At 70.9% G+C, this 12663-nt stretch carries 9 protein-coding genes; 7 read left to right on the top strand and 2 right to left on the bottom strand.

The window, feature by feature from the left end; all coding sequences use genetic code 11:
* Positions 1-19 precede the first annotated feature (19 nt).
* From ACFSKW_RS45865 to ppdK, 5 genes are all read left to right on the top strand, one after another.
* Positions 20-1225, top strand: a complete 1206-nt coding sequence (locus ACFSKW_RS45865; protein ID WP_379580904.1) for a S1C family serine protease — start codon at positions 20-22, stop codon at positions 1223-1225.
* A 10-nt stretch (positions 1226-1235) separates the two neighbouring features.
* The gene (locus ACFSKW_RS45860; RefSeq protein ID WP_379580903.1) at positions 1236-1898 is read left to right on the top strand and encodes a response regulator transcription factor; all 663 of its coding nucleotides are present in this window, start codon (positions 1236-1238) and stop codon (positions 1896-1898) included.
* Positions 1895-3079, top strand: a complete 1185-nt coding sequence (locus ACFSKW_RS45855) for a sensor histidine kinase (RefSeq protein WP_379580902.1) — start codon at positions 1895-1897, stop codon at positions 3077-3079. The genes ACFSKW_RS45860 and ACFSKW_RS45855 overlap by 4 nt, the downstream gene beginning before the upstream one ends.
* A 44-nt stretch (positions 3080-3123) precedes the next feature.
* Complete coding sequence (locus ACFSKW_RS45850; RefSeq protein ID WP_379580901.1) at positions 3124-4614, top strand: serine/threonine-protein kinase; 1491 nt, start codon at positions 3124-3126, stop codon at positions 4612-4614.
* Positions 4615-4841: 227 nt separating this feature from the next.
* Positions 4842-7475, top strand: a complete 2634-nt coding sequence (ppdK, locus tag ACFSKW_RS45845; protein ID WP_379580900.1) for a pyruvate, phosphate dikinase — start codon at positions 4842-4844, stop codon at positions 7473-7475.
* An 87-nt stretch (positions 7476-7562) separates the two neighbouring features.
* On the opposite strand, the gene ACFSKW_RS45840 is transcribed toward ppdK, so the two are convergent.
* Positions 7563-9035: a M48 family metalloprotease gene (locus tag ACFSKW_RS45840; RefSeq protein WP_379580899.1), complete on the bottom strand. Its 1473-nt coding sequence runs from the start codon at positions 9033-9035 to the stop codon at positions 7563-7565.
* 180 nt (positions 9036-9215) lie between these two features.
* On the opposite strand from ACFSKW_RS45840, the gene ACFSKW_RS45835 reads away from it, so the two are divergent.
* Together ACFSKW_RS45835 and ACFSKW_RS45830 are read left to right on the top strand one after the other, a co-directional pair.
* Positions 9216-10436: a deoxyguanosinetriphosphate triphosphohydrolase gene (locus ACFSKW_RS45835; RefSeq protein WP_379580898.1), complete on the top strand. Its 1221-nt coding sequence runs from the start codon at positions 9216-9218 to the stop codon at positions 10434-10436.
* 137 nt (positions 10437-10573) lie between these two features.
* Complete coding sequence (locus ACFSKW_RS45830) at positions 10574-11713, top strand: NAD(P)/FAD-dependent oxidoreductase (protein WP_379580897.1); 1140 nt, start codon at positions 10574-10576, stop codon at positions 11711-11713.
* Here the strand turns inward: ACFSKW_RS45830 and ACFSKW_RS45825 are convergent.
* Positions 11702-12568 (bottom strand): M23 family metallopeptidase, encoded by an 867-nt coding sequence (locus ACFSKW_RS45825; RefSeq protein ID WP_379580924.1) that lies wholly within the window; start codon positions 12566-12568, stop codon positions 11702-11704. The genes ACFSKW_RS45830 and ACFSKW_RS45825 overlap by 12 nt on opposite strands.
* Between the last annotated feature and the right edge of the window lie 95 nt (positions 12569-12663).

Below are 12663 nucleotides of genomic sequence, written 5' to 3'. Positions count from 1 at the left end.
CACAATGAGGAACCACATAATGAGCACGAGGGTGGGCGAAGGCGCGGGCGCGGGTGCGGGCGGCGGCGAGGGCACGGCGCACAGCACGGGCGTGGTGCAGGGCGCGGGCATGGCGCAGGGCGCGGGCATGGCGCAGGGCGCGGCCGTCGGCGTGGGGTCTGCCGTGGAGACGAGTGTGGGGGTGGCTGGGGGGTCGGGTGCGGGTTCCGGCGGCTCGCGGTCCTTCATGCCGGGTCTCGGGGCGCGCCCGCGCGGTCCCGACTTCCACTCCAGGGAGCTTCCCTCGAGTCTGCCCGAACGGCCCGTGCCACCGCCCGCCGCGGGGACCCAGGCGGCGGGCGCGTCCAGGGGCCGTGTTCTGGTGGCCGCGGCGCTCGTGGCCGCGGCCACCGGCGGGGTGGCGGGTGTCGCGGGGGTGAGGCTCGTCGAAGGGTCCGAGCCTGCCCCCGCGGCCCTGCCCAGCGCGCCCGCCGTCCAGCGCCCGAGCCCCGGCCAGCCGAGCCCCGGCCAGCCGAGCACCGGCCAGCCGAGCACAGGCAAGACGATGCCGGGCCAGGCGAGCCCAGGTCAGACGACGCCAGACCAGGCGAGCCCAGGCCAGGCGACTCCGGGCCGGGCGACTCCGGGCCGGGCGACTCCGGGCCAGGGGCTCAGTGGCACCGCGGCGCAGGTGCTGCCCAGTGTGGTCTCGGTCGAGACCAGGCGGGGCGGCGGCTCCGGGTTCGTGATCGACGGCAGCGGCCACGTCCTCACCAACGCCCACGTCGTCGGCGCCGCCTCCATGGCCACCGTGGTGCTCAACGACGGTCGCAGGCTCGGCGCGCGGGTGGTGGGCGCCGACCAGGACGAGGACCTGGCGGTGCTGGAGGTCGACGACGCCTCGGGCCTGACGCCCGCGACCCTCGGCCGGTCGGGCGACCTGGCCGTCGGCGACCAGGTGCTCGCGATCGGTTCACCGCTGGGACTGTCGGGCACGGTCACCGCCGGCATCGTGAGCGCGCTGGACAGGGAGGTCGGCCTGGGGAGCAGCCGGCGCACCGCCGTACAGACCGATGCCTCCATCAACCCGGGAAACTCGGGCGGGCCGCTCGTCAATGCGCGCGGAGAGGCCGTGGGCGTGAACACCGCGATCGCCACGAGCAGGAGTGGGGGGAACACCGGCATCGGGTTCGCCATCCCCATGGACAGGGCCGCGCCCATCGCGGAACGACTCATCCGAAACTAGGGTGCACAGCATGCGACTGCTCGTCGTGGAGGACGAAGAAGACCTGGTGGACGCGTTGCGCGTCGGCCTGGTCCGTGCGGGCTATGCCGTGGACGTCGCCTACGACGCGCCGACGGCGGCGGAGAAGCTCCAGCTGAACGGCTACGACCTGGTGCTGCTCGACCTCAACCTGCCAGGAGGGGACGGGTTCCAGCTCTGCCGTATGGCGCGGGCGACGGGCAGCGGCGTGCGCATCATCATGGTGACCGCCCGCGACCGCCTCGACGACAGGGTCAGGGGTCTCGACGAGGGCGCGGACGACTACCTGGTCAAGCCGTTCGCCTTCCCCGAGCTGCTGGCGAGGGTGCGGGCGCTGCTGCGCAGGGAGACCGGCGGGACCTCCGTGCTGGAGGTGGGAGCGCTGCGGATCGACACCGCACGCATGGAGGTCTCGCTCGGGGGCAGGTCGCTGGCCCTGACGCCGAAGGAGTACGGCGTGCTCCACTATCTGATGACCAGGCCCGGCCATGTCGTCTCCAGTGAGGAGTTGCTGGAGCACGTGTGGGACGAGCACGCCGACCCGTTCACCAACACCGTCCGCGTCACGGTCGGCAACCTGCGCCGCAAGCTGCAGGAGGACGGCCTGATCGAGACCGTGATCAGCAGGGGCTACCGGCTGAGGGAGAACGCATGATCCACACGATCAGGTTCAGGCTGACCGTGCTCTACTCGGCGCTGCTGTTCCTGCTGGCCGCGCTCGTGCTCGGCGGCATCTATCTCGCCGTCTCCATGACGACCGAGCAGCGGCCGTACACGACCGCCTTCGCCAAGACGTACATCAACGGCCAGCAGGTGGGCAAGGAGCAGGTCGTCTACGTCAGGGAGGTCGAGAACGCCATCAACGTGAAGACGATGGCCACCCTGCGCGACTACTCGCTGGCCACGCTCGCCTTCCTGTTCCTGGCCAGCCTCGGCATCGGCTGGATCCTGTCGGGCGGGGTGCTGCGCCCGGTCAGGGCGATCACCCGCACAACCGACGAGATCCAGGCCACGGACCTGTCCAGGCGGATCAGGCTCGGGGGGCCGAAGGACGAGCTGCGGGACCTGGCCGACACCGTCGACACGATGCTGGACCGGCTGGAGGAGGCGTTCAGGGCGCAGCGGCAGCTGATCGACGACGCCTCCCACGAGTTGCGCAGCCCGCTGACCATCATCAGGACCAACGTCGACGCCGTCCTGGCCTCGCCCGAGGCGACGGAGGAGGAGCGGGAGCGCGCGGTCGCCATCGTGGATCGCGCGACCACCCGCATGACCAGGCTGGTCGAGGACCTGCTGGCCAGCGCGAGGCGCCAGGGCAGCGCCTTCTCCGACGCCGACCTCGACCTGGCCGTGGTGGCGGCCGAGGCGGGCGAGGAGTACGCGGCACCGGCCCGAGAGCGGGGCCTCACGCTGGCCGGCTCGTTCGCCGGGGAGCTCGACATGACGGGCGATCACGACGCGCTCCGCAGGGCGGTGGCCAACCTCCTGTCCAACGCCGTACGGCTCTCGCCGCCCGGCGGCAGGGTCGAGGTGGCGGCGGGACGCGAGGGCGGCTGGCTGTGGGTGGCGGTCAGAGACTCGGGCCCCGGGCTGTCGGAGGAGGACAGGCCGCGGGTGTTCGACAGGTTCTGGCGGGGCGAGGCGAGCCGCAGGGACCGGCACACGGGGCTCGGCCTGGCCATCGTCAGGCAGATCGTGGAGTCGCACGGTGGGCAGGTGGCGGTCTTCTCCCAGCTGGGACGCGGCAGCACGTTCGTGCTGTGGCTGCCGTCCCGCGAGGGCGCGGAGACGGCGGCGCCGACGATCAATCCACTCGGCGGGGTCGTCAAGATATAGGTTGGCTCGGAATACCGAGGACTTCTGAGCCATTGGCGGGAAATATGCCGGAGATGCTGGACGGGCGCTACCAGCTGGACGAGCCGATCGGGCGCGGTGGAATGGGCGAGGTCTGGCGGGGACACGACCCGCGGACCGGCAGGGCTGTCGCCGTCAAGATTCTGGCTCCGCAGGTGACGCAGCCCGCGGCACGTGAGCGGTTCGCTCGCGAGGCGCGGGCCGCCGCCCAGATCGTGCACAGCAACGTGGTGACCGTTTTCGACACCGGTGAGCAGGACGGGCGCCCGTACCTGGTGATGGAGCTGTTGACGGGCCGCAGCCTGGCCGACGAGCTCGCCGACGGGCACAGGTACAACATCCCCGAGGTGTGCCGGCTGATGAGCCAGGCCGCCGCGGGCCTCGACGCGGCGCACAAGGCGGGCGTGATCCACCGTGATGTGAAGCCCGCGAACCTGCACAGGACCGCGGACGGCACACTCAAGATCGTCGACTTCGGCATCGCGCAGGTGGCCAGCGAGGCCTCCCGCCTGACGACGGTCGGCACCGTCGTCGGCACGGCCGCCTACCTCGCGCCCGAGCAGATCAACGGCGAGGCGGGCACCGCGGCCTCCGATCTGTACGCGTTGGGCTGCGTCGCCTACGAGCTGCTCTGCGGCCAGCCGCCGTTCTCGGGCGGCGCGGCCGACCTCATGCGCAAGCACGTCTTCGAGACGCCCGTGCCGCCCAGTCAGGTGCGCCCCGACGTCCCGGCCGCGCTCGACAGGCTGGTGCTGTCGATGCTGGCCAAGGACCCCGCCGAGCGGCCCGACGGCGCCGAGCAGGTCCGGCAGGCCTTCGCCGCCTTCGCCTTCCCTCAGACCGTGCCGAACCCGATCCCTCCTGCCGCGCCGAACCCGACGGCGGTCCTGCCGGCCCATGACCCTTCGCGGACGACGGACATGCGCGGCGCCCCGGTGCCCGTGACGGGCGCGATGCTGACCGGTGAGGGAGCGTCAGGATCCTCCTCGCCGAACAGGAAGCTGGTGGTGCAGGCGCTCGCGGGGGTGGCGCTGATCGCGGCGGTGGCGATCGGGGTGACGGCGCTCAACAGCGGTGGGGGGGAGGAGCCTTCGCCCACGCCCACCCCGGCGGCCGTCACGACCGCCGAGACGAATCCGTCTCCTTCGCCTTCTTCGGTGCAGTCGCTGACCGAGGCGCAGACGCCGAGCCCCGGCGACACCGAGGGCGACGAGGGCGACGATCCCTACGCGGGGGAGGCCTCCGAGTACACGCCCGCCGGGGGCTGGCAGAAGTGGCTCGGCGGCTTCGACAGGGCGGTCCTGGAGCAGGAGGCGGCCGGCGGGATCGAGCCCGACCTGGCGTACAAGGCCCACGAGGACATCCGCGAGGCGGGGATGAAGGTGCAGGAGGGCGAAGAGGCGGACGCCAGGGAGAAGGTCCTCAGGCTCACCAGGGACCTGATCAAGGCCGAGCGGAAAGGCAGGCTGAAGGACGGCCCGCTGATGCGGTACGTGCGCGCGGCCGGACTGGTCTAGGGCGGGAACGAACGGCGCCGGAGATCACCTCCGGCGCCGTTGTCATGTCCGCCTACTGCGTTACGGAAATTGGTTTACACCAATTGGTATAAACCAATTAATTTCCATTGGATTAGACCGGTACATGTACCCTGAGCAGGGGAAACATCGACTTAACCGACTAGTGCAGTTTCAAGCTGTTCTGTATCGGTAGAGTCCGGAACGGAGGCGTTCGCAAAGGAGTTGTGGTGGCCAAGTACGTTTACGACTTCACCGAGGGCAACAAGGATCTCAAGGATCTTCTCGGGGGAAAGGGCGCCAATCTGGCTGAGATGACGAATCTCGGCCTGCCCGTCCCCCCTGGATTCACGATCACCTCTCAGGCGTGCCGCCACTATCTGGCGGAGGGCGCGGTCCCTGACGGGCTCGAGGCGGAGGTCGCCGAGCACCTGGGGGCGCTGGAGTCCGCCATGGGAAGGAAGCTCGGACAGGCCGACGACCCGTTGCTGGTCAGCGTGCGCTCAGGCGCCAAGTTCTCCATGCCGGGCATGATGGAGACGGTCCTGAACATCGGCCTCAACGACGAATCCGTCCATGGCCTGGCCAAGCAGGCAGGCGGCAACGACCGCTTCGCGTGGGACTCCTACCGCAGGCTCATCCAGATGTTCGGCAAGACCGTCCAGGGCATCGACGGCGAGCTGTTCGAGCACGCCCTCGAGTCGCTCAAGGGCTCCCGCCAGGACACCGACCTGTCGGCCGAGGAACTGCAGGGCCTGGTCGAGACGTACAAGGGCATCGTGCGCGAGCAGACGGGCAAGGACTTCCCCTCCGACCCGCGCGAGCAGATGCGACTGGCCGTCATGGCGGTCTTCGACTCGTGGAACGCTCCCCGCGCCATCCTCTACCGCCGTCAGGAGCGCATCCCCGCCGACCTCGGCACCGCGGTGAACATCGTGGCCATGGTCTTCGGCAACCTCGGCGAGGACTCGGGCACCGGCGTCGCCTTCACCCGCGACCCCGGCTCCGGCCAGCAGGGCATCTACGGCGACTACCTCCAGAACGCCCAGGGCGAGGACGTCGTCGCGGGCATCCGCAACACCATCCCGCTGCAGGAGCTCGAGCGCATCGACGGCAACTCCTTCGACGAGCTGATGCAGATCATGGAGAAGCTCGAGAACCACTACCGCGACCTGTGCGACATCGAGTTCACGATCGAGCGCGGCAAGCTGTGGATGCTGCAGACGCGCGTGGGCAAGCGGACCGCCGCCGCGGCGTTCCGCATCGCCACGCAGCTCGTCGACCAGGGCCTCATCACCCTCGACGAGGCCGTGGGCAGGGTCAGCGGCGACCAGCTCGCCCAGCTGATGTTCCCCAGGTTCGCCGCCGACGGCGACCGCAAGCTCATCACCAAGGGCATGAACGCCTCTCCTGGCGCCGCCGTCGGCAAGGCCGTCTTCTCCTCCGAGCGGGCCGTGGAGCTGGCCGCCGCCGGCGAGGACGTGATCCTGGTCAGGCGCGAGACCAACCCCGACGACCTGTCGGGCATGATCGCCGCCAGGGGCGTGCTGACCTCGCGCGGAGGCAAGACCTCGCACGCCGCCGTCGTCGCCCGCGGCATGGGCAAGACCTGCGTGTGCGGGGCCGAGGAGCTGGAGGTCTTCACCGGCGAGCGCCGCTTCACCGCGCCCGGCGGGGTCACCGTCGGCGAGGGCGACGTCATCTCCATCGACGGCAGCACGGGCGAGGTCTTCCTCGGTGAGGTGCCGGTGGTGGACTCGGCCGTCGTCGAGTACTTCGAGGGCAACGCGCCGGACGACGAGCTGGTCCGGGCGGTCGACCGGCTCATGCGGCACGCCGACGAGGTGCGCAGGCTCGGCGTGCGGGCCAACGCCGACACCCCCGAGGACTCCGCCCGCGCCGTGCGGTTCGGGGCCGAGGGGATCGGGCTGTGCCGTACGGAGCACATGTTCCTCGGCGACCGCAGGCAGCTCGTCGAGGACCTCGTCCTGGCGGGCGACGCCGACGAACGCCAGGCAGCGCTGGACGCGCTCGAACCCCTGCAGAAGGCCGACTTCACCGGCATCTTCGAGGCCATGGACGGGCGGCCGGTGACGATCCGCCTCATCGACCCTCCGCTGCACGAGTTCCTGCCTGACCTCGTGAACCTGTCGATCAAGGTCGCGACGGGCGACGCCTCCGACAAGGACCGCACGCTGCTGGCCGCCGTCAAGCGGCTGCACGAGCAGAACCCGATGCTCGGCCTGCGAGGGGTACGGCTCGGCCTCGTCATCCCCGGCCTGTTCGCCATGCAGGTCAGAGCCATCGCCGACGCGGCCCGCGCGGTACCCGGGGCCAAGCCGGAGATCATGATCCCGCTGGTCGCCGCCGTGCAGGAGCTGGAGGCGGTCCGCGAGGAAGCCGTCGCGATCCTCAAGGAGGCGGGCGTCGACGCGCTCATCGGCACCATGATCGAGACGCCGAGGGCCGCGCTCACCGCGGGCCAGGTCGCCGAGGCCGCGCAGTTCTTCTCCTTCGGCACCAACGACCTGACCCAGATGACGTGGGGCTTCTCCCGCGACGACGTCGAGGCGGCGTTCTTCTCCCGCTACCTGGAGATGGGCATCTTCGGCGTCTCGCCGTTCGAGACCCTCGACAGGGACGGCGTCGGCCGCCTCGTCAAGATCGCGGCTGAGGAGGGAAGGAAGACCAAGCCTGACCTCAAGCTCGGCATCTGCGGCGAGCACGGCGGCGACCCCGACTCCGTCCACTTCTGCCACGAGGCGGGGCTCGACTACGTGTCCTGCTCGCCGTTCCGCATCCCCGTGGCGCGTCTGGAAGCAGGCCGCGCGGCGCTGACCGGCGACTCCTCCGACACCCGCTGAGTCAGCGTCGAGTCACCGTGCCGCCGGGCCAGCGACGGGACCGGCGGCACGGTCATGGACGGACGTGAGATCCGCGCAGGTCACCGGTCAGGCCGGGACGAAGTCGGGCTGCACGCCCAGCCCGGCCAGCCACGAGCGCATGCCGGGAACGCCCGAAGGGTCGGCGACCACCTGGGCGGCGTACTCCGTCACCAGCACCTCCTCGCCGTCCCCGAACAGCAGCTTGGCGGGGCCCGACCACGAGAGCGTCCACCGCGCCTGCCCGTGCTGGATGAGCGTCGCCTCGAGCGCCTGACCCACCACGCCCGCCAGCAGCTTCTCGGAGGTGTTCCAGCCGAGCCCGCGCAGCTCGGCCTCCAGCGCCGCGTGCTGCCCGCGCGCCAGCGCCTCGAAGGCCGCGTCGAGGTACGGCATGCCCGCCCCCATCACCCGCTGTCCCGCCACGGCCAGGTCGCGCAGCGCCTCCTCGTTGCGCATCGCGTACATGCCGTAGGCCACCAGGTCCTCCCACGAGACGGGACGCAGGGTGGTGAGCGCCTCCTGGGTCCAGAACGAGTGCTCGACGGCCTGCGCGGCCACCGACGCGTCCTGCAGCAGCGCCGTGGCCGGGCGCGGATCGGGGACGTGGGCGGGCTCGGGCAGCGCGTCGATCGCGGCAAGGCGCTCGGCCAGGCTCGGGTGCGAGTCGTACGGTGAGGTCTCCTCCGGCTGCTCGGCGAGCGCGGCCAGCTCGGCCTGCCGTACCGGATCGCCCATGAGCGCGCGGAAGCCGCCGAACACCGAGGACGGCCTGTTGCCCGCCAGGCCCGCCATCGCCATGTAGCGCTCCATGAACAGCTCCCACGCCTGCGCGGTGCCGTGGATCTTCCTGAGCGCGCCCGCCATCGCCGCCCTGCCCGCGATCGCGACGGCGAACGAGTCGGCCTCCAGCTCCTGGCGGCGGGAGACCGCCTGTGAGACCCGCAGGTAGAGCTTGGCGTAGTAGGAGAAGAGCCGCTGCACGAACGGGTGGTTGCCGAGCCCCTGCACGGCCGCGATCAGCGCCACCCTGCCCCGGTAGACGGGCGCGCCGAGGCGGGTGTGCGCGCCGCTGTAGTGACCGAGCTCGTGCCCGAGTACGGCCCGCATCTCGTCGACCGTGAGCGTCTGCAGCAGCGGCAACCCGATGTACATGCGCCGCCTGGACGCCATGAGGCCGAGGAGACGGGTGTCCTCGGAGACGGCGGCGTTGACCTCGCCGACCAGTCTGATCTCGTCCGGCGGCGCGGTCTTGACGCGCTGCGCCAGTTCCTCGACGGTCCGCCACAGCTCGGGTTCCTGCTCCCGCGCGACGGCCAGTCCGGGCTCTTCGCCCCGTTTCCTGCGGCTGACCATCCACAGCGCCCGCACCAGCGCGCCGGCGGCCAGGGTCAGCACGATCGCGAACTTGAGTCCCGCGGTGTGGAAGTCGAGGAAGAGGTAGACGTCGAAGAAGACGGCACCGGCCAGGATCAGGCCGACGAGCACGTAGAAGCCGGCCAGCAGGGTGAAGGCCAGCACGGCACGGAACGCGGTGGTCACGCGGATGACCTTATAGGGCCATATACCGTCTTTTGGCCGGACCTGACTGGAATGTTGACCGCCGGCCATGCGCCTGCCCGCGCGAAGGCGCGATCACGCGCCGGAGCCTGTCCTGCCACCTGGCGAGACGCGGGGTCGTCGTGATCCAGCGCTGTCCTGATGGGTAAACTCACAGCACTTATGGGCCAATACACCGACCATGACCAGGAGCGATGGGTTCCGGAGCCCTCCGGCAACCCCGATCGGGGCGCGTTCGAGCGCGACAGGGCCAGGGTCCTGCACAGCTCGGCCCTGCGCAGGCTCGCGGCCAAGACGCAGGTGGTGGGCCCCGGCGAGACGCTCGGCGTCGGCCAGCACATCCCGCGCACCAGGCTCACCCATTCGCTGGAATGCGCCCAGGTCGGCAGGGAGATGGGCGCCACGCTCGGCGTCGACCCCGACCTGGTGGAAACGGCGTGCCTGGCCCACGACCTCGGCCACCCTCCGTTCGGGCACAACGGCGAGAGCGCGCTCGACGAGCTCGCCGCCGGCTGCGGCGGGTTCGAGGGCAACGCCCAGAGCCTGCGCCTGCTCACCAGGCTCGAGGCCAAGGTGCTGACGGAGGACGGCGGCAGCGCGGGGCTCAACCTGACCCGGGCCTCTCTCGACGCCGCGGTGAAGTACCCGTGGCCGCGCGGCGGCGCGGGAAAGTTCGGGGTGTACGACGACGACCTGCCGGTCTTCGAGTGGATCAGGGACGGCGCGCCCGCAAGGCGGGTGAGCTTCGAGGCGCAGATCATGGACTGGGCCGACGACGTCGCCTACTCCGTGCACGACCTGGAGGACGCGCTGCACTCGGGCCACGTGACCCCCGAGGCGCTCAGGTCCAGGGCCGAGCGCGCGGCCGTCACCGGGCTGACGCGCGTCTGGTACGTCCCCGACGCCACGGACGCCGAGCTCGAGGAGGCGTTCGACCGGTTGCTCGGCTTCCCCCTGTGGCCGCGCCGCTTCGAGGCCACGCTCGCCGACCTGGCCGGGCTGAAGGCGCTGACCAGCGGGCTGATCGGCCGGTTCTGCCGGTCGGCGCAGGCGGCGACCAAGGAGGCGTTCGGTTACCGGCACCGCGCCGACCTGGTGGTGCCGCGGGCGACGAGGCTGGAGTGCGCGCTGCTCAAGGGGGTGACCGCGCACTACGTCATGACGACCGAGGACCACCACGCCAACCAGGCCAGGCAGCGGGAGCTGATCTCCGAGCTGGCCTCGCTGATCACGCTCGGGGCGCCGCACACGCTCGAACCGGCGTTCAGGCCCGCTTTCGTGGAGGCGAAGGACGACGCGGCCCGGGTGCGCGTGGTGATCGACCAGATCGCCTCTTTGACCGACACCTCGGCCGTGGCCTGGCACCGCCGCCTCTCCGGCTGACCGGCCTCGGGCCGCACCGCTCCTGGCGCCTGCACCGGCGGCGTCACGCGTCCCCGTGGTCGAGGGCGCGGGTTTCGACGGGCCGCCTCCGAGCGTCGGGCCTGCGATGACGGCGCCGAAGGACGATACTCCAGAACATGGCAACATTTGTGATCGTCGGCGCCGGGCTCGCAGGAGCCAAGGCGGCGCAGACGCTGCGGGATGAGGGCTTCGACGGCGAGATCGTGCTCATCGGGGCGGAGGACGAGCGCCCCTACGAGCGGCCGCCGCTGTCCAAGGGCTATCTCCAAGGCAAGAGCGAGCGGGAGAAGATCTTCGTCCACCCGCCTGAGTGGTACACCGGCAACCGAGTCGACCTGCGGCTCGGCAGCACCGTCACGAACATCGACCTCGACGGCCACGAGGTCACCCTCGCCGACGACTCCCGGCAGCCGTACGACAAGCTGCTCATCGCCACCGGCGCCAGCCCGCGCCGCCTGCCGGGACAGGGGCCCGTGCGGTACCTGAGGACCGTAGGCGACAGCGAGGCGCTCAAGGAGCGCTTCGCCGAGGGCGGCAGGGTGGTGATCGTCGGCGCGGGCTGGATCGGGCTGGAGACCGCGGCGGCGGCCCGTACGGCAGGCTGCGAGGTCACCGTCGTGGAACCCGAGCCCACCCCGCTGTTCAAGGTGATGGGCCCCGAGGTCGGCGGGATCTTCGCCGACCTCCACCGCGGTCACGGCGTCGACCTGCGGCTCGGGATCGCGGCCGAGGAGGTGACCGGCGACGGCGTGCGGCTGAACTCGGGCGAGGTGCTGGCCGCCGACCTGGTCGTCGCGGGCATCGGCGCCGCGCCCGACGTGGAGCTGGCCAGGGAGGCGGGCCTGGAGGTGCGCGAGGGCATCGTCACCGACGCCGCCCTGCGCACCTCGCACCCCGACGTCCACGCGGCGGGCGACGTCGCCGAGACCTACAACCCGATCTACGACAGGTGGCTGCGCGTCGAGCACTGGGCCAACGCGCTCAACGGCGGCCCCGCGGCGGCCAGGTCGATGCTCGGCCAGGAGGTCGTCTACGACCGCGTGCCGTACTTCTACACCGACCAGTTCGAGCTCGGGATGGAGTTCTCCGGCGACACCCACGGCTACGACGAGGTCTTCGTCAAGGGCAAGGGCCTGGAGTTCATCGCCTACTGGCTGCGGGAGGGCTCGGTCATCGCGGGCATGAACGTCAACATCTGGGACGTCGTCGGCGACATCCAGAACCTCATCCGCTCCGGCGGGCCGCTACAGCGTTGAGGTGTCGATGAGCGACGGGCTCGGGGACGGCGACGGCGTGGCCGGCTTCTTCCTGGGCGGCTTCTTCGTCTCCTCCTCTTCCTTCTCCGGCGGGGTCGCCGACCGGCCGGCGCAGAGCGTCGTGCAGGCGGGCGTCTCGCCGACCTTGCCGCGCAGCCTGAACGTCTCCTCCTTGGGGGAGAGCGTCCGGTTGCCCTTCAGCCACGCATCCAGGTAGTCCCACGGCTCGACCATGCCCCGCCGTACCCACCAGAAGGCGGGGCCGGTCTTCCACGAGATCGCGAAGTAGAGGTTCGGCGCGGTGGCGCGGGCGTTGCCCGAGTTGCCGACCTGGCCGAGCTTCTGCCCCGCCTTCACCTTCGAGCCCGGCTTGAGGTTCGCGGCGACGGAGTCGAGGTGGCCGCCGAGGTAGCGGACGCCGTCCTCGCCGATGATCGAGACGAACCTGCCCTCGCGGTCGGCGCCGCGGTCGGTGGAGGCCGACCAGCGGTCGCCGGTGCTGATCTCGTCGACGACGCCGTCGATGGGCGCGATGAAGGTGCAGCCCTTGGCGGCCCAGATCGTCGTCTTGGGGAGGATGAGCAGCTTGCGCTGGTAGGTCGCCTTGCAGCCCTTGACGGGAAAGGCGTACTTGTACTGGGACACCTGGGGCGGCGGCACCTTGACGGGATCGGCGGCCGCCGGGCGCTGCACGCTCGACTGCTCGTCGGTGCTGGGGCTGCCCGAGGGGGCGGGGGTGAGCGCCACGGCCTCGGCCGGGGCCTTCATGCTGACGCCCGCGACGCCTGTGGCGTGCGCGCACCCTCCGGTCAGCAGGACGCCGACCACGACTGCACTGAGACGCCCCGATCGCATGATCTCCACCCGTGTCACAGTATCCAACGACAACCTTTACCTTTCTAACGGACCCGGAGAGCGGTCACGACCGGTTTCCACTTATCCGTCCGTCC

The organism is Nonomuraea mangrovi (assembly GCF_042681425.1).
Lineage (GTDB): Bacteria > Actinomycetota > Actinomycetes > Streptosporangiales > Streptosporangiaceae > Nonomuraea > Nonomuraea mangrovi.
This window is presented reverse-complemented; position numbering and strand designations above follow the sequence as displayed.

What these genes read in the sequence shown, in the direction of transcription:
- ACFSKW_RS45850 (WP_379580901.1), top strand. Translation starts at nt 3,124, where the DNA reads ATGCCGGAGATGCTGGACGGGCGCTACCAGCTGGACGAGCCGATCGGG.
- ACFSKW_RS45835 (WP_379580898.1), top strand. Translation starts at nt 9,216, where the DNA reads ATGGGCCAATACACCGACCATGACCAGGAGCGATGGGTTCCGGAGCCC.
- ACFSKW_RS45865 (WP_379580904.1), top strand. Translation starts at nt 20, where the DNA reads ATGAGCACGAGGGTGGGCGAAGGCGCGGGCGCGGGTGCGGGCGGCGGC.
- ACFSKW_RS45825 (WP_379580924.1), bottom strand. Translation starts at nt 12,568, where the DNA reads ATGCGATCGGGGCGTCTCAGTGCAGTCGTGGTCGGCGTCCTGCTGACC.
- ACFSKW_RS45855 (WP_379580902.1), top strand. Translation starts at nt 1,895, where the DNA reads ATGATCCACACGATCAGGTTCAGGCTGACCGTGCTCTACTCGGCGCTG.
- ACFSKW_RS45830 (WP_379580897.1), top strand. Translation starts at nt 10,574, where the DNA reads ATGGCAACATTTGTGATCGTCGGCGCCGGGCTCGCAGGAGCCAAGGCG.
- ACFSKW_RS45860 (WP_379580903.1), top strand. Translation starts at nt 1,236, where the DNA reads ATGCGACTGCTCGTCGTGGAGGACGAAGAAGACCTGGTGGACGCGTTG.